General features: G+C 71.0%; 21 protein-coding genes. 6 read left to right on the top strand and 15 right to left on the bottom strand.

The genetic code is table 11. The features are described from left to right. Positions 1-158: 158 nt before the first annotated feature. Positions 159-1136 (top strand): Bug family tripartite tricarboxylate transporter substrate binding protein, encoded by a 978-nt coding sequence (locus tag E0493_RS13165; protein ID WP_160937402.1) that lies wholly within the window; start codon positions 159-161, stop codon positions 1134-1136. A gap of 64 nt (positions 1137-1200) precedes the next feature. Here E0493_RS13165 and E0493_RS13160 read toward each other — a convergent pair whose 3' ends face one another. The 4 genes from E0493_RS13160 to E0493_RS13145 all read right to left on the bottom strand — a co-directional run bounded on the left by E0493_RS13160 (position 1201) and on the right by E0493_RS13145 (position 4972). Beyond that, positions 1201-2193, bottom strand: coding sequence for a Bug family tripartite tricarboxylate transporter substrate binding protein (locus E0493_RS13160; protein ID WP_235913754.1), 993 nt, complete (start codon positions 2191-2193; stop codon positions 1201-1203). 64 nt (positions 2194-2257) lie between these two features. Then, on the bottom strand, positions 2258-3148 hold the full coding sequence (locus E0493_RS13155; RefSeq protein WP_160937401.1) for an isocitrate lyase/PEP mutase family protein: 891 nt from the start codon (positions 3146-3148) through the stop codon (positions 2258-2260). Between the two features lie 43 nt (positions 3149-3191). Beyond that, positions 3192-3689: a LeuD/DmdB family oxidoreductase small subunit gene (locus E0493_RS13150; RefSeq protein WP_202397110.1), complete on the bottom strand. Its 498-nt coding sequence runs from the start codon at positions 3687-3689 to the stop codon at positions 3192-3194. Then, on the bottom strand, positions 3686-4972 hold the full coding sequence (locus tag E0493_RS13145; protein ID WP_160937400.1) for an aconitase/3-isopropylmalate dehydratase large subunit family protein: 1287 nt from the start codon (positions 4970-4972) through the stop codon (positions 3686-3688). The genes E0493_RS13150 and E0493_RS13145 overlap by 4 nt, the downstream gene beginning before the upstream one ends. A gap of 176 nt (positions 4973-5148) precedes the next feature. On the opposite strand from E0493_RS13145, the gene E0493_RS13140 reads away from it, so the two are divergent. Then, complete coding sequence (locus E0493_RS13140) at positions 5149-6210, top strand: LacI family DNA-binding transcriptional regulator (protein ID WP_160937399.1); 1062 nt, start codon at positions 5149-5151, stop codon at positions 6208-6210. A 41-nt stretch (positions 6211-6251) separates the two neighbouring features. Here the strand turns inward: E0493_RS13140 and leuD are convergent, their stop codons facing one another. Genes leuD through E0493_RS13115 form a run of 5 tightly spaced genes read right to left on the bottom strand, consistent with a single transcriptional unit; the run spans position 6252 to position 11256 of the window. After that, positions 6252-6857, bottom strand: a complete 606-nt coding sequence (leuD, locus tag E0493_RS13135; RefSeq protein ID WP_160937398.1) for a 3-isopropylmalate dehydratase small subunit — start codon at positions 6855-6857, stop codon at positions 6252-6254. Then, on the bottom strand, positions 6854-8263 hold the full coding sequence (gene leuC / locus E0493_RS13130; RefSeq protein WP_202397109.1) for a 3-isopropylmalate dehydratase large subunit: 1410 nt from the start codon (positions 8261-8263) through the stop codon (positions 6854-6856). Before leuC ends, leuD begins: the two co-directional genes overlap by 4 nt. After that, a complete protein-coding gene (locus tag E0493_RS13125; RefSeq protein WP_160937397.1) occupies positions 8260-9798 on the bottom strand; it encodes a tripartite tricarboxylate transporter permease in 1539 nt (512 codons plus the stop codon). Before E0493_RS13125 ends, leuC begins: the two co-directional genes overlap by 4 nt. Further along, a complete protein-coding gene (locus E0493_RS13120; RefSeq protein WP_160937396.1) occupies positions 9795-10256 on the bottom strand; it encodes a tripartite tricarboxylate transporter TctB family protein in 462 nt (153 codons plus the stop codon). Before E0493_RS13120 ends, E0493_RS13125 begins: the two co-directional genes overlap by 4 nt. A gap of 4 nt (positions 10257-10260) precedes the next feature. Further along, on the bottom strand, positions 10261-11256 hold the full coding sequence (locus E0493_RS13115) for a Bug family tripartite tricarboxylate transporter substrate binding protein (protein ID WP_160937395.1): 996 nt from the start codon (positions 11254-11256) through the stop codon (positions 10261-10263). 211 nt (positions 11257-11467) lie between these two features. Here E0493_RS13115 and E0493_RS13110 point away from each other — a divergent pair, with 211 nt between their 5' ends. Then, complete coding sequence (locus E0493_RS13110; protein ID WP_160937394.1) at positions 11468-12430, top strand: isocitrate lyase/PEP mutase family protein; 963 nt, start codon at positions 11468-11470, stop codon at positions 12428-12430. 24 nt (positions 12431-12454) lie between these two features. Beyond that, on the top strand, positions 12455-13273 hold the full coding sequence (locus tag E0493_RS13105; protein ID WP_160937393.1) for a GntR family transcriptional regulator: 819 nt from the start codon (positions 12455-12457) through the stop codon (positions 13271-13273). Between the two features lie 147 nt (positions 13274-13420). Here the strand turns inward: E0493_RS13105 and E0493_RS13100 are convergent, their stop codons facing one another. After that, positions 13421-14749 carry an aspartate aminotransferase family protein gene (locus E0493_RS13100; RefSeq protein ID WP_160937392.1) on the bottom strand — a complete coding sequence of 443 codons (1329 nt, stop codon included), beginning with the start codon at positions 14747-14749 and terminating at the stop codon, positions 13421-13423. Positions 14750-14906: 157 nt separating this feature from the next. Between E0493_RS13100 and E0493_RS13095 the strand changes: the two genes are divergently transcribed. After that, positions 14907-15626 carry a GntR family transcriptional regulator gene (locus E0493_RS13095; protein ID WP_160937391.1) on the top strand — a complete coding sequence of 240 codons (720 nt, stop codon included), beginning with the start codon at positions 14907-14909 and terminating at the stop codon, positions 15624-15626. Between the two features lie 12 nt (positions 15627-15638). On the opposite strand, the gene E0493_RS13090 is transcribed toward E0493_RS13095, so the two are convergent. Continuing rightward, positions 15639-17102 (bottom strand): M81 family metallopeptidase, encoded by a 1464-nt coding sequence (locus E0493_RS13090; protein ID WP_160937390.1) that lies wholly within the window; start codon positions 17100-17102, stop codon positions 15639-15641. A gap of 336 nt (positions 17103-17438) precedes the next feature. On the opposite strand from E0493_RS13090, the gene E0493_RS13085 reads away from it, so the two are divergent. Next, the gene (locus E0493_RS13085; protein ID WP_160937389.1) at positions 17439-18344 is read left to right on the top strand and encodes a glycosyltransferase family protein; all 906 of its coding nucleotides are present in this window, start codon (positions 17439-17441) and stop codon (positions 18342-18344) included. A gap of 116 nt (positions 18345-18460) precedes the next feature. Here the strand turns inward: E0493_RS13085 and E0493_RS13080 are convergent, their stop codons facing one another. The 4 genes from E0493_RS13080 to E0493_RS13060 all read right to left on the bottom strand — a co-directional run bounded on the left by E0493_RS13080 (position 18461) and on the right by E0493_RS13060 (position 25192). Further along, positions 18461-21496, bottom strand: a complete 3036-nt coding sequence (locus E0493_RS13080; protein WP_160937388.1) for a glycosyltransferase — start codon at positions 21494-21496, stop codon at positions 18461-18463. Positions 21497-21500: 4 nt separating this feature from the next. Continuing rightward, positions 21501-22418 carry a glycosyltransferase gene (locus E0493_RS13075; RefSeq protein ID WP_160937387.1) on the bottom strand — a complete coding sequence of 306 codons (918 nt, stop codon included), beginning with the start codon at positions 22416-22418 and terminating at the stop codon, positions 21501-21503. Further along, positions 22419-24212 (bottom strand): glycosyltransferase, encoded by a 1794-nt coding sequence (locus E0493_RS23820; protein ID WP_202397108.1) that lies wholly within the window; start codon positions 24210-24212, stop codon positions 22419-22421. 101 nt (positions 24213-24313) lie between these two features. Next, entirely contained in the window at positions 24314-25192 is an 879-nt protein-coding gene (locus E0493_RS13060; protein WP_160937386.1) for a rhamnan synthesis F family protein, read from the bottom strand. Positions 25193-25217 lie beyond the last annotated feature (25 nt).

The raw sequence follows: 25217 nt of genomic DNA, 5'->3' as shown, positions 1-25217 counted from the left end.
GGCGGAGACGTCCACCTGCCGGTTGCCGGCGATGCGCCGCAGCTCGGAAAGCGCGGGCGAAGGTAGCCAGGGTCTTCAAAACGATGGCAGCCTGTGCCCGGGCCGCCCGTCACCCGGAAAGGCCGAAAGAAATGAACGATCCAAGGAAAGCCACCTCCATGCCCTTGCCGTCACGCCGCCAGATCCTCGCCGCCAGCACCCTGCTGCTGACCGCCGCCCCGCAGACCGGACGTGCCGAAGATTATCCCTCCCGGGCGGTCACGGTGGTGGTCGGCTATCCCCCCGGCGGCATCAGCGACACCGCGACCCGCCTGATCGCGCAGCGGATGGAGCGGGAGCTCGGCCATCCCGTGGTGGTGGAGAACCGCTCCGGTGCAGCCACCGCCATCGCCTCCACCTATGTCGTGCAGTCCGCGCCGGACGGCTACACGCTGCTGATGGGCGCCACCACCCTGGCCATCAACCCCACCCTGCAGCCGAACCTGGAGCCGAAGGACCCGCAGAAGGCCCTGGCGCCCGTCGGCATGGGCTACCAGTCCGCCTTCGTGCTGCATGTCCACCGCGACCTGCCGGTGCATTCGGTGGCGGAGCTGATCGCCTATGCGAAGGCGAATCCGGGCAAGCTGAACTTCGGCAGCTCCGGCAACGGCGCGGTCAACCACCTGGCGCTGGCGCGCTTCAACAACGCCACCGGCACCGACCTGCAGCATGTGCCCTATCGCGGCGGCGCGCCGGCGCTGATCGACCTGCGGACAGGGCGCATCCAGGGCATGTTCTCGGCGGTGCTGGAGGCGCTGCCAGCCATCCGGGAGGGCGTCACGCGGGCGCTCGGCGTCAGCTCGGCGGAGCGGGTCGCGCTGCTGCCCGAGGTGCCGGCGGTGGCGGAAACCGTGCCGGGGTTCGAGGCGGTCTACTGGCAGGCGCTCTTCGCTCCCGCCGGCACGCCGCAGCCCGTTCTGGACCGCCTGGGCGCGGCGCTGCGCACGGCGACGGAGGATCCTGACCTGCGGGCGCGGCTGGCGGAGCAGGGGGTCACGCTGCAGAGCGGCGATGCGGCGTTCCTGCGCGGCTTCCTGGCGCGGGAGACGGAAAGCTGGGGCAAGGTGATCCAGGCGGCGCATATCCGCATGGAGTGACAGGCGCCGGGGGAAGCCCGGCTTCCCCCGGTGGGATCCAGGGGCGGGGCCCCTGGCCTGCGCCTCATTCCAGGCGGATGCCGCCCTCGCGGATCACCGGCGTCCAGCGGTCGAATTCCTTCTGCAGGAAGGCGGCGAAGTCCTGCCGCGAGCCGCCGACGATGCGGCCGCCCTGCACCTCCTCCACCGTCCGGCGGATTTCCGGCAGGGCGGCGATCCTGCCGAAGGTGGCGTTGATCTTGTCGGCCAGGGCGCCGTCCATGCCGGCCGGCGCCGCCAGCCCGTACCAGACGGCAACCTCGAAGCCGGGAAGGGTATCCCGCATCAGCGGCACGCCCGGCAGCAGCTTGCTCGGCCCGGCGCCGAGCGCAACGGGGCGCACCTGGCCACCCTTGATCATCGGCAGGGTCGAGGAGAGCGAGGGGAAGCAGAACTGCGCGTCGCCGCGCATCACCGCCGTCACCGTCTCGGCGCCGCTGCGGTAGGGGACGTGCACCATGCGGATGCCGGTCTCGCGTGCCAGCAGCGCCATGAAGAGATGGCTGCCATTGCCGATGCCGGCCGAGGAATAGACGAAGCCGTCCGGGTCCTTCCTGGCGGCGGCGACGATCTCCTCGACGGTCTTCTGCTCGACCGTCGGGTTCTCCACCATCACCGCGTCCAGGTTCACCAGGTGCATCAGCGGGGTGAAGCTGGTCATCGGATCGTAGCTGGCCTTCGCGTTCAGCTCCTTGCCGATGACGTTGGCGCCGATATCGGCACCCATCAGCGTGTAGCCATCGGCCGGCTGGGTGGCGACATAGGCGCCCGCCACCATGCCGCCGGCGCCCGAACGGTTCTCCACCACCAGCGGCTGACCGTTGGCGAACTCGGAGAAGCGCTGGCTGAAGGCGCGGATCAGCGTGTCCACCGCGCCGCCGGCGCCGAAGGGGACCACGATGCGGACCGGGCGGTCCGGCCAGGCGGCAACAGGGTCGGCGGCGAGGGCAGGCGCCGCGAGCATGCCCGCAGCGATGCCGCCGAAGGCGCGGCGGGTGAGCTTCATTGTCTTCCTCATGGACGTTTCAGGGAAAGGATCGTCTCCGCGCGCCGTCCGTGGTCCGGGCGGCGCGCCCAGGGGATCATTCGGCGGCGCGGGAGGCTTCCGGCCGCGCCCAGCGGCGGTCGAACTCCCAGACCTCCGGGAAGCCCATCAGCTCGTTCATCTTGCCGAAGTCGTGGATCACGCCCTCGGGCAGCGCGTTGGTGTCGCCGTGCTGCAGCAGGTGGGCATAGGAGCGCTCCAGCGCCGCCGCCATGGTCAGGAAGCCGACCGCGGGATAGATCGCGATGCTGTAGCCGAAGGAGGCGAGCTTCTCGGCGGAAAGGATCGGCGTGCGGCCGCCGCCGTCCACGTTGTTGGCCAGCAGCGGGGCGTCGATCTCGCCGCCGATGCGCTTCATCTCCTCCTCGGTCTCCGGACTCTCGATGAAGACGATGTCGGCCCCGGCCTTGCGAAAGAGCTGGCCGCGGCGGATCGCCTCGTCGAGGCCGAGCGTGGTCCGCGCGTCGGTGCGGGCGATGATGAGGAAATCCTCGCTTCTGCGCGCCTCCGCGGCCACCTCGATCTTCAGCGCCATCTCCTCCGCGGGCACGACGCGGCGGCCCGGGGTGTGGCCGCACTTCTTCGGCACTTCCTGGTCCTCGAGCTGGATGGCGGTGACGCCGGCGGCCTCGTAGCCCATCACCGTGTGGCGCACGTTCAGCAGGCCGCCATAGCCGGTGTCGGCATCGGCGATGACCGGCGTCCTGCAACCCTGGCTGAAGCGGGCCATGCGGCCCACCATGTCGGTGAAGGTGGCAACGCCGGCATCGGGGATGCCGAGATGCGAGGCCACGGTGCCGTAGCCGGTGGCGTAGAGCGCCTTGAAGCCCATGCGGTCGGCGATGCGCGCCGAGATCATGTCGAAGATGCCGGGCGCGACGATGAACTGCTTCGCCGCCAGCGCGGCCTTGATGCTGGGATCAGCCATGGGAGGGATTCCTCTCTGAACGTTTCCGGGTGGGCAAGGCGGCTCAGGCGGCGGCGAGGGCCTGCCGCACGCGCGGCACGAGGCCGCCGGCGGCGAGGATGGCGCGCACCTCATCGCCCAGCGGCAGGCCCTGCCAGCGCTGGCCACCCTGTTCCACGGCCATGTCGGCGAGCGTGATGCGCGCCGCCTCGCCCTCGCGCAGCGCCAGCGCCGCCTCCGGGCAGAGAATGACGGGCAGGCCGAGGTTCACGGCGTTGCGGAAGAAGATCCGCGCCGCGCTGACGGCGACGATGGCCGAAACCCCTGCCGCCTTCAGCGCGATGACGGCATGCTCGCGCGAGGAGCCGCAGCCGAAGTTGCGCCCCACGGCCAGGATGTCGCCCGGCCGCACGCGCTGCACGAAGCCGGGGTCGAGCCCCTCCAGGCAGTGGCGGCCCAGCTCGGCCGGGTCGCGCAGCGCGAGGTAGCGGCCGGGCAGGATGACGTCGGTGTTCACCTCGTCGCCAAAGCGGTGGACGCGGCCCTCGAAGGTCATGCTCATGCGGCACCCCCCGGCATCGCGGCGACCTCGCCGGGCGGGACGATCTCGCCGGCGATGGCGGCGGCCGTCGCCACCCAGGCATTGGCCAGGAAGACCTGGCTCTCCGGGTGGCCCATGCGGCCGCGATAGTTGCGGTTGGTGGTGGCGATCGCCGTCTCGCCCGCCGCCAGAATGCCCATATGGCCGCCGAAGCAGGCGCCGCAGGTGGGCGGCGAGACGGCGGCGCCGGCCTCGGCGAAGACGTCCAGCAGCCCCTCGGCCAGAGCCTGCCGCCAGATCTTCTGCGTCGCCGGCACCACCACCATGCGCACGCCCGGCGCGACCTGGCGGCCGCGCAGCAGCTCCGCCACCTGGCGCAGGTCGGTCATGGTGCCGTTCGAGCAGTTGCCGACATAGACCTGGTCCACCTTCTGCCCGCGCAGCGCCTCCACCGGCACGCCGGCGGCGGGGGAGGGCGGCTTGGCCACCAGCGGCGAGAGCGCGCCGAGGTCGATGGCGATTCGCTGGCGGTAGGTGGCACCCGCATCGGCCGTCACCGCCGGGGCGGCGGGCACGCCGCGCCGCGCCATGTCCGCCCCCGACTGCGCGTCGCCCTCGAAGACGCAGGTGTCGGCGCCCGCCTCCACCGCCATGTTGGCGATGGCCATGCGCGCATCCATCGGCAACGCATCCAGGCCGGGGCCGCCGAACTCCAGCGAGGCGTCGGCGGCGCCGTCCGAGCTGATGCGGCGGATCAGCTCCAGGATCACGTCCTTGCCGGTGACATAGGGGCCGGGCGTGCCGGTCAGCTCCACGCGGATGCTCTCGGGCACGCGCATCCAGAGCTGCCCGAGCGCCAGGGCGCCGGCGAGGTCGGTGGAGCCGAAGCCGATGCCCAGCGCGTTGAAGGCGCCGGCGGTGCAGGTGTGGCTGTCGGCGCCGAAGACAATGCCGCCATGGCCGACCATGCCCAGCTCCGCCAGCAGCGTGTGCTCGATGCCGCCCCGACCGGGCTCGTAGAAGTGCGCGATGCCGTGGCGACGGGCGAAGTCCCGCGTCATGGCGATGGCGCCGGCGGCGGTGATGTCCGGTGCCGGCGCGAAGTGATCGGCGACCAGCACGATGCGGGCGGGGTCGAAGGGGCGGGTGGCGCCCATGGCGTCGAACTGCTCGAAGGCCAGCGGGCCGGAGACGTCGTTCAGCAGCACCACGTCGGGGCGCAGGGTAACGATCCCGCCGGCCACCGCCGCACCCTCGGCGGAATGCGCGGCGATGATCTTCTCGGTGATGGTGCGGCCGCTCATGGCCGCAGCCCTGGCTTGCGCATGGCTCGTTCCCTCTTGCCGTGCCCGTTTGGGCCTTGTTCGTGCAATCGATAGCACAGACGAGGAGTAGGTAAATACAGGCTTTTGGAGAGAGGATAGAGGCCATCGATTGCGCAAGCCTTGCAGCGCCTTACCCTGCCGTGTATCGCCGGGGCATGAAGGAGAGTTCCCTCCCGGTGGCGCTGGACATGCCGCGCGGCGGCCGCGCGACGGTCGCGAGCTTGGCCCGGCGGGCGGGCGTCGCCACCTCGACCGTCTCGCGTGCCCTGCGGAACGATCCCAGGATCTCGCCCGAGATGCGAGAACGAATCGCCGCGCTGGCGCTTGAGGCGGGCTATACGCCGAACGTCCTGGCGCGCTCGCTGGTCGGCGGGCAAAGCGGCCTGATCGGCCTGGTGCTCGGGCCGGTCGAGAACCCCTTCTATGCCGAGCTGATGCAGAAGGCGGTCGCCCAGGCGGCGGCGCGCGGCTGGCGCCTGCTGCTGCTGCATGCCGGCCCGGGGCCGATCGAGGACGCGACGGCCGAGGCCCTGCTTCAATACCGCGTGGACGGCTGCCTGATCACCTCGGCGGAGTTGTCCTCGCGCGCCGCCGCCATCTGCGCGGCCAACAAGGTGCCGCTCGTGATGATCAACCGGGTGGCCTGGGAGCATGGCAGCGCCGTCTCCTGCGACAACCACGCCGCCGGCGCGCTGCTGGCCGACCTGCTGCTGCGCGCCGGGCACCGTCGCCTGGCGGTGGTCAGCGGCAATGCCCGCACCTCGACCAGCACGGAGCGGGCGGAGGGCTTCGCGCGACAGGTGGCGGCCGCCGGGCTGCCGCCGCCGCTCGCCCTCGGCGGCGACAACAGCCACGCGACGGGCTACCAGGTCGGGCGGGAGATCGCCGCCATGTCGCCGGGGACGCGGCCGGAAGCGGTGCTCGGCGTCAGCGACATCCTGGCCATGGGTGTGATGGACGCCCTGCGGGAGGCCGGAATCGGCGTGCCGGAGGCCGTTTCCGTGGTTGGGATCGACGGCATCGGGCCGGCCCGCCGCCCGCCCTACGAGCTGACCACGGTGGCGCAGCCGCTGGAATGCATGATCGAGCGGGGACTGGACCTGCTGCAGGAGCGCATGCGCGGCCGGCCGCGCGCCGAGGAGGTCGTGCTGCTGCGTGGGCGGCTGATCCGCGGGCGCTCGGCCCGCCTGCCCGCGGAGAAGCCGGACCGCACCTGAGGCCGTGTGGCCGGCGCGCCCGGCCTGCTCCGGCGGCGCGGTCAGACGGTGGGGGTGTGCCGCCGGGCTTCGAACTGCTCGATCTGCGGCAGGAAGGAAAGCGTCAGGCCGATTTCATCCTGGCCCTGCAGCAGGCATTCGCGCGCGAAGGCGGGAACGGCGAAGGCGTGCTTCGCACCGTCGGGGGCCACCAGTTCTTCCCTTTCCAGATCGATGGCCAGCCGGGCGGGTGGCGACGCAGCCACGGCATCGCGCAGCGCGTTGACGGTGGAAAGGGGAAGGCGCACCGGCAGCAGCCCGTTTTTCAGCGCGTTGCCGAAGAAGATGTCGCCGAAGGTTTCCGCCACCACGGCGCGGATGCCGTAGGCCTGCAGCGCGTAGACCGCCGCCTCGCGCGAGGAGCCGACGCCGAAGGCGCGTGCCGCCACCAGGATCGCCGCCTGGCGGAAGGGCGGGCGGTTCAGGATGAAGTCCGGCCGCTCCTGTCCGGCCTCGTCGAAACGCAGGTCGTGGAAGAGGTAGGTGCCGTACTGCGTGTCGCGCGGGCGGCGCAGGAAACGGGCGGGGATGATCTGGTCGGTGTCCACGTTCGAGACGTCGAAGGGCGCGGCGAGGCCTTCGATGCGGGTCACGGGCTGGCGGCTCATGCGGCATACTCCCGCACATCCACGATGCGCCCGGCCAGCGCCGCGGCGGCGGCCATGGCGGGGCTCATCAGATGCGTGCGCGCGCCCCGGCCCTGGCGGCCGGGAAAGTTGCGGTTCGAGGTGCTGGCGCAGCGCTCGCCGGCCGCGACCAGGTCGCCATTCATGCCGACGCACATGCTGCAGCCGGATTCCCGCCACTCGAAGCCCGCCTCGGTGAAGATCCGGTCCAGCCCCTCCGCCTCGGCGGCGCGCTTGATCTGGGTCGAGCCGGGCGAGACCAGCGCGGGCACCTTCGCGCGGCGGCCACGCAGGATGGCGGCGGCGGCGCGCAGGTCGCCCAGCCGCGAGTTCGTGCAACTGCCGATGAAGACGCGGTCCACCGGCAGGCCTTCCAGCCGGGCACCGGGCGCGAGGCCCATGTAGTCCAGCGCCTGCGCGGCGGCGTGGCGGCGCTCGGCATCGGGGAGCGCCGCCGGATCGGCCGCCGCGCCGCTGACGGGGGCGGCCTGCTCGGGGCTGGTGCCCCAGGTCAGCATCGGCTCCAGCGCCCCCGCATCCAGCGACACCTCTCGGGCGAAGCGCGCGTCGGGGTCGCTGCGCAGGCCGCGCCAGCCTTCCATCGCCGCGTCCCAGGCCGCGCCGGCGGGCGCGCCCGGGCGTCCGGCCAGCCAGGCGAAGGTGGTTTCGTCCGGCGCCACCAGGCCGCAGCGGGCACCGGCCTCGATGCTCATGTTGCAGAGCGTCAGCCGGCCCTCGACCGAAAGCGCCTCCACGGCCTCGCCGGCATATTCGATGGCGTGGCCCTGCGCGCCGTTGGCGCCAACCATGGCGATCATCGCCAGCGCCATGTCCTTGGCGCCGACGCCGGCACCGGTGCGGCCGTCGAAGCGGACGCGCATCTGCGCCGGGCGGCTCTGCCAGAGGCACTGCGTGGCCAGCACATGGGCCACCTCGCTGGCGCCGATGCCGAAGGCGATGGCGCCCAGTGCACCATGCGTCGAGGTATGGCTGTCGCCGCAGACCACCGTCATGCCGGGCAGCGTCAGCCCTTGCTCCGGGCCGACCACGTGCACGATGCCCTGGCGCGGATCACCCAGCCCGGCGGCGGCGATGCCGTGGGCGGCCATGTTGCGGTCGAAGATCTCGATCAGCCGGCCCATTTCCGGGTCGGGCGGCGCGGCGCGGCCGGCGATGGGCCCGGGGCGGGTCTGCGCATAATGGTCGGCGACGCCAAAGGTCAGGTCCGGGCGGCGCACGGGGCGCCCTTCGGCGGCGAGCGCGTTGAAGGCGTGGAAGCTGCCCTCGTGGCAGTAATGCCGGTCGATGTAGAGCAGGTCGATGCCCTCGGCGCGCGACTGCACGACATGGCTGGCCCAGATCTTTTCGAACAGGGTGCGCGGGCTCATGCGGATTCGCTCCTTGCTTCGTCGCGGCGCGCCGCCGGCGGTGCCCCTGCCCGGGAGCCGCGCCGCCGCAGCAGCGGGTAGAGCAGCGAGGCGGCCAGCAGCAGCAGGATGACCATCGCGATCGGGCGGGTGAGGATGAAGGCCGGATCGCCGCCGGAAAGCTGGATGGAGCGCAGCAGTTCCGCCTCCGCCGCCGGCCCCAGCAACAGGCCGATGACCACGGCGGCGACGGGATAGCCGTTCTGCCGCATCCAGTAGCCGAGGCCCGCGCAGGCCACCATGGTGATCGGCCCGACCATAGTGCCGGTGATCGAATAGCAGCCGAGCAGCGCCAGCACGAGCACCGAGGGCACCAGGAAGCGCACCGGGATGCGCACCAGCGCCGCGGCGCCGAACAGGAACACCGTGCCGATGCCGAGGAGCAGCACAACCTGCGCCAGGTTGCCAAGGATGATGGCGTAGACGATGTCCTTGTTCTCGGTGATGAAGCGCGGGCCGCCGGTGACGTTGTGCATGGCGAAGGCGCCCAGCATCACCGCGGTGGCGCTGCCGCCCGGAATGCCGAGCGCCAGCAGCGTCGCCATCGAGCCGCCCTCGGAGCTGCTGTTGGCGGATTCCGAGGCGACCACGCCGCGCGGCTCGCCGCGGCCGTAGCGCGCGGGATCGGGCGCGCGGCGTTTGGTCTCGGCATAGGAGAGCAGGTTGGCCACCGCCGCGCCGACGCCGGGAATGGCGCCGATGCCGACGCCGATCAGCGAGCCGCGCAGCAGCGTGCCGGGATAGGCGAAGGCCTCCCGCAGCCCGCGCAGGATGGCGCCGAACTGCGGGCGGCGATGCGCCGCGTCGGCCACCAGGAAGTCGTTGCGCATCAGCCGGAACATCTCGGAGGCGGCGAAGAAGCCGATCAGCGCGGGGATGCGCGGGATGCCGTCGATCAGCGCCAGCATGCCGAGGGTGCCGCGCATGTCGCCGCGCGCGCTCATGCCGATCATGCCGATGACCACGCCGAGGATGCCGGCGAGCAGACCCTTGGCGAAGGAGCCCTCGTTCAGCACGGCGATCAGCGTCAGGCCCCAGGCGGCGATGGCGAACATCTCCAGCGGCCCGAGCAGCAGAACCGCCTCGGCGATCGGGTCCACCAGCAGCAGCAGCAACACGTAGCCCAGTGCCGCGCCGAAGCAGGAGGCGGCGAGCGCCAGGCCCAGCGCGCGGCTGTGGTGGCCCTGGCGCGCCATCGGGTAGCCGTCGAAGGTGGTGGCGACGGCGGCGGAGGTGCCGGGCACGTTCATCAACACCGCCGGCACCGCGCCGCCGAAACCGCCGCCGGTGAAGACCGAGGTGAGGAACATGATCGCCGGCAGGAACTCCATGCCCATGGTGAGCGGCAGGAAGACCGCCATGGCGATCGGCGCCGAAAGCCCGGGGATGGCGCCGAACACCAGGCCGATCAGCAGCCCCGGCGGCACCACGATCCAGGGCCACCAGTCGGAGAGCAGCAGGCTGCAGGCCTGCGCGAGCGCGGCGAAGTCGATCATGGCAGCCGCAGCACCAGCGTTTCGAGCGGGAAGGGCAGGATGGCCTGCAGGCCGAGCACCGCGAGGACGGTGAAGGGCAGCGCGTAGCCGACCAGCACCAGCGGCCGTCGCTCGCCGAGCAGCCAGGTGGCGGCGATCAGGAAGAGCAGCACGCCGACATCAAAGCCGACCTCCTCCATCAGCAGCACGAGGCCGGCGAGCAGCGCCAGCATCGCCAGCACCGGGCCGAGCGGCGCGGGTTCCGCCGTGTCCGGCTCCGGTCCGCGCCAGGCCTGCACCGCCAGGATGGCGCAGGTGACGAAGGCGATCGCCGCGGCGGGCGCCACCATCACCAGGTTCTCCAGGGTAAAGGAGGCGCGCGCGGCATCCGCGGCGAACCAGGCCACGAAGGCGGCAATGGCCAGCGGCAGCGCCACGCGGCCGGGCCGGGACCGCTGCGCCGCCGCAGGAGGCGTCATCGCCTCAGCCCTGCTTCGGGGCATAGGTGGCGAGCGTCTCGAAAGCCTCGTTGGCGACCTTGGTGGAGCGTTCCGGGCCGTACCACTGCGTCGGGATGCCGGCTTTCGCCGCCGCCTCCTGATAGTCCGCCCGGCGCAGCGTGCGCTGATAGGCTTCGAGAAACTGCTTCTGCAACTCCGGATGCTTCCTGGAGAAGCTGCTCTGCGCGATCAGCGAAACGGCGTAGTTGCTGACCAGCGGCATGGTGAAGCCAAACGCATCCTGCAGCGCCTGGTTGATCGGTGGCGCCGGCCAGTCGGAGGAGGGCTCGTCGTCCACCACCGCCAGGGCACGCACGCGGTCCTGCACGCCCAGGGTGCTCTTGGCGGCGACGATGGTCATGTTGACGTGGCCGCCGGCCACCGCCGTGCGCACCGGCGCGCCGCCGTCATAGGTGACGTAGCGCAGCGCGTCGCGCGGCAGGCCGAGCTTGTCGAGCAGGATGAAGTGCTGGATGTAGGCGCCGCTGCCGGCCATCACCGCGCTGGAGATCGTGCCGGGCTTCTCCTTCACGGCGGCGACCAGCTCCGGCAGCGTCTTGTAGGGGCTGTCCTTCGGCACGACCAGCACGGCGTAGTCGTTCCACTGGATGTTCAGGATGCTGAACTGGTCCCACTTGATCGGCGCGTCGAAGCGCAGGATCGCGTTGGCCAGGAAGGGAATGCACTGCATCACCAGAAAGGCGGAGCCGTCGTCGCGCTGCTGGGTGAACCAGGCCGCGCCGGCCGCGCCGGAGGCGCCGGGGCGGTTCACCACGCTGATGCTGGCGCCGCCCAGTTCCTCCGGCATGTACTGCGCGAGGCCGCGCGCCATGGTGTCGGCGCTGCCGCCGGCATTAAAGGGCACAACGAACTGGATACGCCTGGGACCGTCCCAGGCCGGCGTCTGGGCCCGCGCCAGCAGCGGCGCCGACAGGCCGGCGGCCGCGACGGTCAGGACATGGCGGCGCCTGATGGCCATCGCTTTTCCTCCTCTTTGGCCGTCCCGGTGCATTGCCGGGCGGTTGTTTCGCTTGGACGCCAGGCAGCTTTCTACTTGCCATGAATATATGTCAAGTGCGGATGAGCGTGCCGACCGGGCGATCAGAAAAGCCCGACGTAGACTGCACGGACTTCCTTTGGGCAGGAACATCTTGTTATGCTGACATGACAAGCACAAAAAGGGACACGCCATGCGCCTCGGCCTCGGCCACTCCAAGCCTCCCACCACCCGCCTGCGCGAGCTGCTGGCCGAGCCGGGGCCGCTCGTGGTGCCGGGCTGCTACGACGCGCTCTCGGCGCGCATCCTGGAGAGCGCCGGCTTCCCGGCCCTCTACATGACGGGCTATGGCACCTCCCTCGCCATGCTCGGCCTCCCCGATGCGGGCTTGGCAACCCTGACCGAGATGGCCCTCAACGCGAAGCACATCGCCGCCGCGACAGGCCTGCCGCTGATCGCCGATGCCGATACGGGCCACGGCAACGCCCTGAACGCCATCCGCACGGTGGAGGAGTTCATCCGCGCCGGCGCCGCCGGCATCCATCTGGAGGACCAGGTGGCGCCGAAGCGCTGCGGCCATGTCGCCGGTCGCGAGGTGATCCCGCGCGCCGAGGCGGTCCGCAAGATCGCCGCCGCCGCCGAGGCCCGGGTGAAGCTGGACCCGGATTTTGTCCTCATCGCCCGCACCGACGCGCGCGGCGCGCATGACGGCTCGCTGGACGAGGCGATCGACCGCGCCAACGCCTATCTGGATGCCGGCGCCGACCTCGCCTTTGTCGAGGGGCCGGCCAGCCTGGCGGAGGTCGAGGCGATCTGCGCGCGGGTGAAGGGGCCGGTCTTCTACAACATGACCGGCATCTCGCCGCGGATGACCGAGGCGGAGATGGCGTCCCTCGGCATTGCCGCCTGCATCCTGCCGAGCTTCACGCTGCGCAGCGCGGCGATGGCGCTGCACGATGCGGCGGCCGCGCTGCGGGAGCGCGGCACCGCGGCGCAGCGGGAGCTGGACGAGCGGCTGGCGAAGCATCCCCTGGGCAACCTGCACGACTTCGCGGGATTTGGCCGCGTGCGCGCACTGGAGGCGTGCTATCTCCCGGAGGAAGCCATGACGAAGTACGAGAATGCCCTGGGGCACCAGCCACAAGCCGCCGACTGACCGCGGCGCGCCAAGGAGGGGGTGGTGAGCCGCCGCAGCCTGGCTGCCACGGCTGCGCAGAACAGCGACGCACGCCTCGCGGCGCTGTTCGCCGATGCGCGTATCAACCCGGATTCCGCCAGTCCCCGCTTCCTGCAGGTCTGCCTGGCGATCCGCGAGCGCATCCAGAGCAAGCAGCTCCTGCATGGCGAGCGCCTGCCGAGCGAGGCGGAGATCGGCGCCTGGTTCGGCGTCTCGCGCATCACCGCCCGCCGCGCCGTGGCGGAGCTGGTGGGGATGGGACTGGCCGAGCGGCAGCGCGGCCGCCCTCCCACGGTGAACTTCCAGAGCACGCGGCAGCGCGGCGCCATCGAGGACCTGCTGCAGAACCTCCTGGTGCTGGGCGAGCGCACCACCGTGAAGGTGATCGAGTTCGCGTATGTCCCGGCCTCGCCCAGCATCGCCGCCGCGCTGGAGGTGCCCCAGGGCGAGCCGGTGCAGCACGTCCTGCGCATGCGGCTGGACGACGGCCAGCCCCTGAGCCTGATCGAGACCTTCGTGCCCGCCGACCTCGGCCGCCGTTACGAGCGCGCGGACATGGAGGCGCTGTCCCTGCAGGCGCTGTTCCGGCGGTTGGGCGTGCAGGTGGCGCGGGCCGAGCAGAGCTTCACCGCCTGCCTCGCGCTCGGGCGCGAGGCCCGGCTGCTCGGCGTGGAGGCAGGCGCCGCGCTGTTCCGCGTCACGCGGACTGTTTATGACCAGGGCGGACGGCCGGTCGAGCACGTGACCTCGCTCTACCGCAGCGACCGTTATGAATATCAGATGTCGCTGGTGCGCGCCGGCGGGACCTGGAAGCGCGCTTAGAGCATCTTCACCCGATCGGGCGAAGATGCTCGCCAAAACAAATAGCGAGAGCGTTTGAAGGGAGCGAAGGCGAACGGAAATCGCTCGAGCGCGGCGGGCGGCAAGGACGGCCCGCCCGCCGCGCTTTCATCTCAGATAGAGGAGGGATCAGCCGGCGATGCCGCCAGCCCGCAGCAGCGCGGCGCGGGATTCAGCGAACTCGCCGACCGCGGCGACGAAGCGGTCCATCTCCGGCTCGCCCACCGGCAGGCTGAGCGCGACCATGCCGCGCCGCGCGAGGTAGATGCCGGCGGCCAGCATGTCGAAGAAGAACAGCTCGCGCAGGGCTTCCTCGGCGGGGCTGGCGGCATAGGGGCGGTCCGGCAGCGGCTGGCGGAAGTGCGCCGTCATCATCGAGCCGAGCCCGGTGAAGCCGAGCGGCACGCCCGCCTGCCGGCCGATCTCGTTCAGCCGCGCGCGCAGCGCCTCGCCGCGCTGGAACAGCGCCTCCGCCGCCTCGGGGGTGAAGATCTCGCCCATGGCAACGCCGCCGGCGGCCATGGTCAGCACGTTGTTGTTGAAGGTGCCGGCATGCGGCAGCGTGGTGTCGAACTGCGCCATGATGTCGGCGCGGCCGCCGAAGGCGCCGAAGCTCATGCCGCCGCCGACATACTTGCCCAGCGTCGTCATGTCCGGCGTGATGCCGAGCCGCGCCTGCATGCCGCCACCCGACATGCGGGAGGTCATCACCTCGTCGAAGATCAGCACGGCGCCGGTTTCGTCGGCCAGGGCACGCAGCGCGGCCAGGAAGCCGGGCTGCGCCGGAATGCAGCCGCCGCTGCCCAGCATCGGCTCGACAACAACGGCGGCAAGGTCGCCGGCATGGGCGCGGGCCAGGCGCGCGGCCTCGTCGCTGTCGTTGTAGGCGGCGTGGACGAAGGGCAGCGGCAGGGTGGCCGCATTGGTGCCGGAGGCCGGGAAGGTCAGCACGCCGCCATGGTAGCCGCCGCGCATCACCATGGTGGTGCCACGTCCGGTGAAGGCGCGCGCCGCGGCCAGCGCCATCAGGTTGGCCTCGGTGCCGCTGTTGGTGAAGCGCACCTGGGCCAGCGAGGGAAAGCGGCCGCAGAGCAGGCGCGCCAGCCGCTCCTCGCCCTGTCCGACCGCGGCAAGGTTGATCCCCTCTTCCAGCGTCGCATGCAGCACGCGGTGGATGCGCGGCTCGGAATGGCCGAACAGCCCCGCCGTGTACTCGCCGCAGAGGTCCAGGTAGGCGTGGCCGTCCAGGTCCCACAGGCGGCAGTCCTGGCCACGCGTCATGGCGGTGGGGAAGGGGCCGTAGATCAGCACCGAGCGGGTGTTGCCGCCCGGCAGCACCTCCCGCGCGCGCTCGTGCTGCGCGGCGCTGCGCGGTCGGGCGGCGGCATAGGCCGCGCGCGCCTCGGCCAGGGCGGCACCGAGGTCGCTGTTGCGGCGCAGGGCGGTGGCCGGACTCATGCAATGTCTCCCCAGCAGGCGGTGACGCGGACCTTGGTGGAGCCGGGCCGCACGGCAGGCGCAGGCGGACGAAGCACAACAGAAAACCGGGCTCGTGCCCTTGCCGTCCTCAAAACGATGCTATTGTGATCACGAAATACCGGCAAATGGAATCTCAATGAGCCTGCCCGAAGCCTTCGCCGGGCCACCCCCGCTGGAAGAACAGGCCTACCGGCAGCTTCGCCAGGCGCTGGTGGAAGGCACTTTCACCCCGGGCGACAAGCTCTCGCTGCGGCGCCTCGCGGCGGCGCTGGGCACCAGCCCGATGCCGGTACGTGCCGCCCTGCGCCGCCTGGCGGCCGAGCAAGCGCTGGACATGGCCCCTTCCGGCACCGCCGTCGTGCCGCGCCTGACGCGCGCGGCCTTCCTGGAACTGGGCGAGGTGCGCGCGGCACTGGAACCCCTGGCGTTGCGGTTTGCGGCGCCCCGCCTGGATGCGGCGACGCTGGACAGGCTGGCGTTGCTGCTTCCCCGGCACGCCGCTTCACGCACGGATGGCAAGCCGGAGGAGTTTCTGCGTGCCGATCGCGAGTTCCTTTTCACCCTATACCGCCGCGCCGAGGCACCATTGCTGCTGGGGATGATCGAGAGCCTCTGGCTGCGGCGTGGTCCGCTGTTCTGGGAAGCGCGCTGGATGCTGATGAGCCGGCCGGCGGAAGCAGCGCACCGCCACGCACAGATTCTTGAAGCCCTGCGTGCGGGAGATGGCGCAGGCGCGGCCGCCGAGCTGGAAGCCGAGATCCGCGAGGCCACGGCTTTCCTGCTGGGTGAGATCCGCTTCGACGGCGACGCCAGCAAGGCGCCGGAGGTGCTGCCCGTGCTGCGGCCAGGCCGCTAGGGAGCGGCGGCCTCAGGGGGTGAAGGGGAAGACCGCTCCGGTATCAACCTGCCGGTAAGGCAGGGTGGTGAGGTCCGCCGGGCCCCAGTCCGGCGTGTCGATGATGAGGATGGCTTCGGCCAGTTCCTCGTAGACGGCGCGGAAATGCGTCTTCGAGCGCAGCACGATGAGCCGGTAGTCCAGCGTGTGCAGGCCGAACTGGATGAACATGTCCTCGTCCACCGTCAGCGCCGGGCGGCTGACCAGGCTGAGCATCAGGCCGCCCAGGTCCAGCACCACGGCGAGGCCGAGTTGCACCAGCCGGCCATTCATGTAGGGGCCGGTGGTCCGGTACGCCTTTTCGCCGGCGAAGAGCACCCGGCCCGTCACCCGCACCGGGCCGCCGGCGCGCGGCGAGGAATGGCCGCCGACATCGAGCGTCACCACCGCGCCCACCCCCGCCCGGGCGGCCTCGGCCGCTGCGCGCGGGTCCCAGATATAGGGCACGGCGGCGCGCTTCGCGCCGCGCTCCAGCAGGGCACGAAGCAGGTAGGTGCTGTCGTTGCAGCGGTCGGCATGCTCCAGCAGCAAGATCGGCCGCGTGGCGGTTTCGGCCAGGGCAAGGGCGCGCGCCACGCCCTCCTCCAACCCCAGCACCAGGCCCTCATGCAGCAGCGCGCGGCGCTCCCGCCGGATGCGGCGGGTCAGCGCCTCCACCGCGCGCCGGGCGCGCGCCGCGTCATCGGAAACAGCAAGGACGGAGAAGCCGCAATTCGGCACGTCGGCATAGGAAAAGCCGGCGAAGACGGAGACGTCGAGATAGCCCGGTGCCTCCTCCGCCATGGCGACGGAGTCCGCGACGATGGCGGAAAGCGGCGCCAGCCCCGTTGCGCTGAAGATGCTCGGCACCATCACGCTCGGCTTGTCGAAGGCCATGGCGGGCCGAAGCCCGTCCCGCAGCATGCGCAGGAGGCACCGCGCGGCGCGCGCGCCGGTCTCCCCGATATCGGTATGCGGCGAGTAGTGGTAGCCGAAGACGCCGTCGGCCAGCTGGACAAGGTGCTCGTCGATGTTGGCGTGATAGTCGAGCGCCACCACGACGGGCACCCGCCGGCCCACCACGGCGCGCACGCGCTCGACGATCTCGCGGTCCGGGTCCAGGCGGGTGGGCGTGGTCATGGCCCCATGCAGCGCAAGCAGCACGCCATCCAGCGGCCCTGCCTCCTGCAGCGCGGCGCAAAGACGGTCGGCATAGTGCAGAAAGGCCGCGTCCGAGGCCGGGCCGGCCGCGCCGCCATCGGCGAAGACGATGGGCAGCAGCTCCGCACCCGCCGTCTCGCAGACCTCGATGAAGCCGCCGCACAGGGTGTTGGTGCCGCGGAACCGGTCCAGCAGCGCCGGACCGGCCGCTTCAACCGCCCTGAGATCCTCCACCTCCGTCAGCAGGGGAAGGAAGCTGACCGATTCGAGGGCAAGGCCGCCGATCGCAATGCGCATGTGCTGCGCGCTCCTCCATGCCTGTGGTATTGGCAGGCAGCCCGCTCGCCGCGGTGGCTTGCCGCGATGCGACAAGTGTTGCGGCGACAGCCCGTCCTCGCAACACGTGTTTTCCCCGGCGCCGAGAGGCCAAGCTGCCTAGCAGCCTCGCGCCGGGACTCTCCTTGAAGGCGGAATCTGACCAGAATGATCAACCTTTGGATGGGAGTAAGCCGCACGGTCAAACATTGCTTGGTTGCTCTTGACGGAGAGGTGACGCAACCATGCCCGCGTTGCCTAGCGTTTGGTGCTGGAGTAAGGCCCTGCGGGCTGGCTGGGTAAAGAAAGGCGCGGATGGTGGAGCATCGCGGCGTGAAAGGCGGCGCCTCGCTTTCTTGTGCGGCAGTCGTTCTGCATCGACCGGATCCCGAGATCCTCGGCCGGCTGGCGGCCGGGTTGCGCGGGCACCGCCTCATCGCTGTGGCGAACGGTCCCCTGGCTCCATCGGCGCGTTCGGCGCTGGGAAAGGTCGATCTGCGGCTAATCGAGAATGAACGCAACCTGGGGCTTGGTGTCGGCCTGAACGTTGCCACGCGCGCGGCGGCCCAGGAGGGGTTTGATCATGTTTTTCTCCTCGACCAGGACAGCGAGCCGCCGCAAGGCCTGATCCGGGCCCTGACGGCCCGCGCCGACGCCCTGGCGCGGGCGGGCGAGCGTGCCGCGGTGCTGGCGCCCCGCCTCCTCCCCCCCGCGGAGGGAAACTACCGCCCGATCCGCTATGCCTGGCGCGGCCGGACGCAGGTGAAAGGACTCGCGCCCGTCGACTTCGCCCCCACCTCGGGCTCGCTGACGCGCCTTGCCGCCTATGCCGAGATCGGCCCCTTCCGAGAGGACTTCTTTATCGCGGGGATCGACGTCGAATGGGGGTTCAGGGCCTGGAGCCGGGGCTGGAGCTCCTTTGTGGCGACGGATCTCGCGATGCCGCATCGCTGGGGAGAGGCAGCCTCGCCTGAGGATGCGGCGACGCCGCAGATCCTGCGGCACGCCCCCGTGCGCAACTACTATTATGCCCGCAACGTGGTGGCGACCGCCCGGCTGCCCTATGTGCCGGCGCTCTGGCGGGCACGCTCCTGCGTCAGCCTGGTGGCCCAGATCGGCCTGCTGGCGCTCAGGGGTTCGCCGAGCTCGCTCCGGCCGGTTCGGGCCGGCCTGCGTGACGGCGTTCTGGGCCGGATGGGGCCGGCGCCGACCGGACTGGTGTGAAGCCTGCCCGCCGGGCGGCGGCCAAGCTCAGGGCACGGCTTTCGCGGACACCACCATCGACCTGACCGATCCGCCTGACCGATCCGCTTGGCCGATCCGCCTGGCCGACGCCGCCGTCAGAGCGTCCACTCGCGCGGATGAAGGCCGGTGATCCGCTTCTCCGCCCCGGCGGGAACCGGAACATCCAGCGACCTGGCCAGGGCGATGAAGCGCCCGCCCACGCTTTCCAAGGAATAGCGATTGCGCATGACCGCGTGGCCGCCCGCGGAAAGGCGCTCCCAGAGAGCCGCATCTTCGTGCGCCTGCACGATCGCCGCCGCAAGGGCATCGGCATCCCGCCCCAGCAGGATGTTCTCGCCATCAACGAGACCCATCCCTTCGGAGGCGATCGGCGTCGCCACGCAGGGCACGCCGGCCGCCAGGCTCATGGCGACCTTGCCCTTGATGCCCGCGCCGAAGCGCAGCGGCGCAACCGTTACCCGGGCATGCGCGAGGACCGGATGGAGGTCCTGCACGAAGCCCCGCATCACAACGCCCGCGCCGGCATCGTCGAGCTGGCGAACCTGTTGCGGGGCGTTGCTGCCGATGATCTCCAGCGTGGCGGACGGCAGGGTGTGCCGCACCTTCGGCCAGATCTCCTCGACCAGCCAGGTGGCCGCATCGATATTGGGCGTGTGCAGGAAGCCGCCGACGAACAGCACACCCGACCGTTCCGTGAAAGTGGGCACGCCGCCGGACACGCCCCGCGCGAAGGGAATGACATGGATCGCCGCATCAGGCAGCAGCTCTGAAAGCAGGCGCCCTTCCTCGTCGCTGAGCACGATCGTCGCGTCGGCCTCCGCCATGCAGCGCAACTCGTCCTGGCGGCGCTGCGCGGCGGCCTGTGCCTTGTCCGGAGAGCCTTCGAGGGCCGCTTCACGTTCCTCGCGCAGGAAGTGAAGGTCAACGGTGTTGAAGACAAGGCGGGCATTCGGGGCGCAGCGCCGGACATGCGCGAGGAACCGCGCCGCCACGTGAATGCGGTTCAACAGGATCAGGTCGAAGTCGTTCGCCGCATCCTGGAGAAGCTGCTCGGGGGAGCTGTCCGCCCCGGCGGCGAGGTAGCGCACCCCCGCCTTGCGCAGCGCCTCCGCGTAGGGCGCGTCGCCCGGGCGCTCCACCACCGGCATGAAGGCGGCTTCGTAGCCCATGGCCTGGAAGAGGCTCAGCTGGTTCCACAGGTCCAGGGAGCCGGAATCCTGGTCGGGCGTCGGCACCATCCAGTCGATGAAGAGGACGCGCGGAGGCTCGCTCGGCGCGCGCTGACGAGGCGCGGCGGCCGGCGTCATGGCGGCGCGCAGCCGGCGCCGCATGCCTGCCGTCGCCCAGCCGATCCTGCGCACAGGCTTGGTGAGGCGCCAGGAGGTGGAGGCGAAGACCTCCTGGATCTGGCGGACGCGCTCGTCGATCTGCGCCTGCAGCTGCTGCGTCTCGCGCTGCAGATCCGCCATGGTGCTGCGGGCCGCGGCCAGCTCGGCCTCGAGGCGGGTGCGCTGCTCGACCAGCCCCGGCACCTGCCGCGCCTCGCGCTCCAGCTCCGCCATGGTGCTGCGGGCCTCGGCCAGCTCGGCCTCGAGGCGGGTGCGCTGCTCGACCAGCCCCGGCACCTGCCGCGCCTCGCGCTCCAGCTCCGCCATGGTGCTGCGGGCCTCGGCCAGCTCGGCCTCGAGGCGGGTGCGCTGCTCGACCAGCCCCGGCACCTGCCGCGCCTCGCGCTCCAGCTCCGCCATGGTGCTGCGGGCCTCGGCCAGCTCGGCCTCGAGGCGGGTGCGCTGCTCGACCAGCCCCGGCACCTGCCGCGCCTCGCGCTCCAGCTCCGCCATGGTGCTGCGGGCCTCGGCCAGCTCGGCCTCGAGGCGGGTGCGCTGCTCGACCAGCCCCGGCACCTGCCGCGCCTCGCGCTCCAGCTCCGCCATGGTGCTGCGGGCCTCGGCCAGCTCGGCCTCGAGGCGGGTGCGCTGCTCGACCAGCCCCGGCACCTGCCGCGCCTCGCGCTCCAGCTCCGCCATGGTGCTGCGGGCCTCGGCCAGCTCGGCCTCGAGGCGGGTGCGCTGCTCGACCAGCCCCGGCACCTGCCGCGCCTCGCGCTCCAGCTCCGCCATGGTGCTGCGGGCCTCGGCCAGCTCGGCCTCGAGGCGGGCGCGCTGCTCGACCAGCCCCGGCACCTGCCGCGCCTCGCGCTGCAACTCCGCGACGGCGTTCCGGGCCTGAACAAGTTCCCACTCGATGCCGGCGCGCTTCTGCAGTTCGTCGTTCAGCCGGGCAATCTCGGCATCCCGCACAACCACCTCGCGCCCGAGCGCGACGGCATGTGCCGCATGGCCTTCCGCCTGCTTGAGCCAGGAGGCGTCATCGAGCGCGCTGGAGGTGATGGCGGGCAGCGGTTCATCGGACGCCAGCGCGATGAGGTAATGGGCCCGCGGGTTGCCCGCGGAATGCTGATAGGCCCGGCCGTCGGCGGAGGAGAACAGCTCGACCGGGGCCGGCGCCCCCCCCTCGGGCCCGATTAGCGAGCCCACGACGGAATCCTGCTCCAGGATGGCGAGGTTGGAGAAGCGGTCGCCGATCAGCTTTTTGAACTCGGCGCGGTCGAGCTCGCGGAGGTGGAACTCGTTCTCGTGGCCGTCGGCCTCGGTATAGATCTGCCGGTCCGGCGAGGAGATGATCAGCAGGCCGCCCGGGCGCAAAGCCCGGCGGATACCGTCGAGGAAGGCGTCATGGTCAACAAGATGCTCGATCGTCTCGAAGCTGACGACCACGTCGAAAGCGTTCTGCTCGACGAGTTGGGCGGCATCGCCCTGCCGGAACGAGACGTGGCTGCCGCCATAGTTGCGCTCGGCGAAGGCGACGGTCTCGGGATCGAGATCGACGCCCCGCACGCTGCGGGCGACCGTCCCGAGCAGCGCCGAGCCGTAGCCCTCGCCGCAGGCGACATCCAGCACGTCGCGGCCGGCGCAGTAGCGGGCCGCGAAGAGGTAGCGGTGATGGTGCTGGTGGCGGATCGGGCCGGAAATGTCCGAGGTGTAGCGCTCCCCGGTGAAGGGGAGCTGCTCGGACGGCGCGGGGAAAGCTAGGTCGTTCACGTCCTGCGGCGGGCGGGTCACGTCCTCCATGGCCTTACCTCAGGTGGCTCAGGAACGCGCGCGTGGCGGCACTGCGCAGCGTTGCGTCATAGAAGGCCGGGGCGGAAGGCTGGCCGGCGCGGACACATTGCAGGAGGCTCACCAGAAGGCCGAGGCCCTTGCTTTCGAGCGCCGTCACGAAGGGCCCGACGCCGTCGGGCTGCACCCCGCCGGTGATCCGCGGCCCCGCCTCGAACAGCGCATTGGCCCAGACCGCGGCGATCTCCAGGCGGATCTTGTCCAGGCTCTCGCCGATCGTGTTGCGCGGGTGCACGCGGTACTGGATGTGCGTGACGCCACGGTCGATCGCCACCCGCCCGCGGGTGAAGCAGGTCATCAGGAAGTCGAGGTCGTGGCAGTAGCGCAGGTCGCGGAACCCGCCGACGCTCCGCCAGAAGGCCCGGGAGAACACCATGTTTGAAGTGGTGGCGACCCAGTTCTCGTGCAGCAGGGACAGCTGCGGCAGGCCATGGGCGTCGCGGAAGGCCAGCGCCCGCCGCATCCAGTCGGCGGCCACGCCGCTCTCCTGCGGCCTGCCCTTGTCGTCGATGATCTGGGCCTCGCCGACGATGAGGTCCACCGCGGGATCGGCCGCCGCGAGCGCGCGGCAGCGGGCCAGCTTGCCGGGGGCGAACAGGTCGTCCGAGTTGAGGATGGCGACATAGTCGCCGCCCGCCATCCCGACCAGCTTGTTGATGGTGGCGTGCGCGCCGATGTTCTCATGGCCGAGCGCGTGGGCGTTCGGCCGCCCTGCCAGCAGCTTCTGCGCGCGCGCGAGCCCGTCATCCGAGGAGCCGTCGTCGAGCACGATGATCTCGTCGGCCGGCGCGGTCTGCCGCAGCACGCTGTCGAGCGCCGCCTCGATATAGGCGGCATGGTTGTAGAGCGGGATGACGACGGAGATCTGCGTCATTTACTGGATGTCCGTGTCGAAGAGGGGGAAATAGCGGGTCTTGTAGCGCAGATCCCGCGTCCGCTCCTTGATCGGGCGGGCGGGGTTGCCGGCGACGATGACATAGGGCGGCACGTCGCGGGTGACGACCGCGCCGGCCCCGACCACCGCGCCTTCGCCGATCTTCACGCCCGGGCAGATGAGCGCCCGCGCGCCGATCCAGGCATGGTCGCCGATCTCCACGGGACCTTCGAGGCAGACGAAGTCCGGGTTCTGCGGGTCATGCGTGAGGGTCTGGATCAGCGTGTAGTGCGAGACGTTGACGTTGTTGCCGATCTTCAGCGGCACGCGGCCGTCCAGGTAGCAGAAGCGGTTGATGACCGTGTTCGAGCCGATCTGGATGCCGTAACCGGTCACGAAGCTGCCCGAGCAGATGGTGGAGTCGGCGCCGATCCGCACGTTGCAGAAGCGCCGCAGGAAGGCGTGGCGCAGGCGGTAGGGCATCCAGTTCATGAAGAAGTGGTTGCCCAGCCAGAAGGCGAGGGCCGGCTTGTAGCGGTAGCGGGCGTCGTGGAAGAGGCGCCGCAGGCGGCCCTTGGCGCGGGTGGGCAGGGAGGGTGGCGCCGGGGGTGGCGTGGCGGCAGCAGGAGCGTCCGGGGCGGCGGCGAGCTCGTCCATGATCTCGCGGTAGCGCGTCAGGACGCTTTCGAAGCTGTGCCGCTCATGCAGCTTGGCGCGGCCGCGCAGGCCGGCCTGCTCCCAGTGGTCGCGCTCGGCGGCGAAGCGCAGCATGGCGTCGGCCAGGGGCTGCGCCAGGCGGTATTCCTGCGGGGCATAGGCCAGCCGGTCGAGCTTGGCGGAATCCAGCTTGAGGAAGTCCGGATATTCCGTCGGCAGGAGGATGCCGATGTCGTCCTGCTCGATGACCTCGCCCGCGCCGCCCGTGTCGGTGAGGATCATGGGCTTCGCGTAGTGCATCGCCTCGTTCATGGCGATGCTCCACCCTTCGATGAAGGAGGGGAGGAGGAACGCGTCGCTCACCCCCATCGGATCGGCGATGTCCTCGAAATAGCCGGGCATCAGGATATGCCGGTCGAGGCCCTCGCGCTTGAGATAGGCCTTCAGCTCCTCGACATGCGGGGCGAAGATCTCGTTGCCGACGCAAAGCACGCGCACGTCCTGCCGCACGGCCAGCACGCGCTTCATCGCCGCGGCCATGAGGTAGTGGCCCTTGTGCAGGTTGTAGGAGGCCGGGTTGAGAAAGACGTAGTCCTCTTCCCCGATCCCGAGCTGCGCACGGGTGAGCGTGCCCTGCCTGCCCAGCGGATACTTGGAGAAGTCGAGCCCGTTGGCGACGGTCACGATCTTCTCCGGGGCGATGCCGAGGCTGGCCTGCGCGTATTCGGCCGCCTTGCGGGAGACGGCGATGTACCGGGCCACGTAGCGGTCGCCGGCCCGGAAGGCCGCGCGCGCCTCCTCCGGCAGGAAGGCGTAGACATTGTGGATGAAGCAGATGATCGGGACGCCGCGGGCGGCCAGGTAGGGGTAGCCGACTTCCGAGAAATGGGCCTGGGCGACGGTCGGGCGGAACTCCTCGATCAGCGCCGGATAGGTCTCCTGCACACGGTCGGCGGGCAGGCGGCGCACCGCGACGCCGGAGGCCTGCGCCTCGCGGGCCAGGCTGCCCAGCGGGCCGCAGGTCACGATCAGCGGCTCGTAGCCGTGCCGCTTCAGGCCGACGGCAACATCCAGAACAACCTTCTGGAGGCCCCCTTTGTCAAAGGAGGGGAGTTCGATCAGAACGCGGCCGGCCATCGCTATCGGGTACCTGTGCGGGCGGCCGCCTCCGCTGCAACTGTCGGATCGGCCAAGGAAGGCGGCTTTTTAGGGGATTTCGGCGGGGTGTGCCAGCCGGCTCAGCGGGGGAGGAGGGGGCGGCCCGAGAGCGACCGCGCTTCATATCCCGCCGCCAGCCCGGACAGCATGAAGCAGCGCTCGACGGCGTGGTGCAGCGTGCCGTCGAGCTGGCCGGCTTCGGCCTCGAAGTCTTCCGTCCGCAGCCCGAGCCGCTTCAGGGGCGCCAGGGCTGCCGGACGGAACCAGAACATCGACCCTTCGAAGAAGCCGACCCGCGCGGGCGCCCCCATGCGCGCGCACAGCGCCTCGACGCGCTCGCGGTTCTTCATCCAGTAGAGAGGACGGGTCCGGAAATAGGGAGCCAGGCCGACAAAGCCGATGGCGGGGTTCTGAAACTGCGCCAGCACGCGGGCGACATTGCCCCGCGAGCCCGCGAGACCCACAAAGAAGATGCGACGCCGCAGATCGCCATGGCGGAGGTGCGGGCTTCGCTTGCCGTGGATCTTCAACACTGCGTCAAAGCGGTCCAGCCGCCCTTCGGCAAGGAGCTTCACGAAGGGCGCGATGTCCCGCCCCCGGTTCTCCACCTCATGCACCTCCACATCCGGCAGCCCCTGCGTCTCGCGCCGGAGCCGCGCGGCCTGGTGGGGCGGCGCGGTGATCAGGAGGGGAGAGCGGGGAGGCAGCGTGGCCTGTACCGCCAGCGCCTCGCCCAGCAGCTCGGGATAATAGAGGTGCGCGATGACGGCGGCGCGGCATGTGGCGGGTGCCTCGCGGCGCAGCAGCCGCCAGGCGCGCAACCGCTGGACGGGCGACGAAAGGAAGGCAGCGCCCAGGGCCATCTCCGCGGCGCGCTGCGCCATGACGGCGGGGCGGCGAACGAGCTTCCTGAGCAGGCCAGCCTGCGGGGCGGCAGGGGGTGGAAAGGCGTCGGTCACAGGGCCTGAATCGGGCGGCGCTCGC

Origin of the sequence: Teichococcus coralli, assembly GCF_009829925.1 — a bacterium.
GTDB classification, from domain to species: domain Bacteria; phylum Pseudomonadota; class Alphaproteobacteria; order Acetobacterales; family Acetobacteraceae; genus Pseudoroseomonas; species Pseudoroseomonas coralli.
The sequence above is the reverse complement of the archived record's forward strand: the minus strand, read 5'-3'. Positions and strand labels throughout refer to the sequence as shown.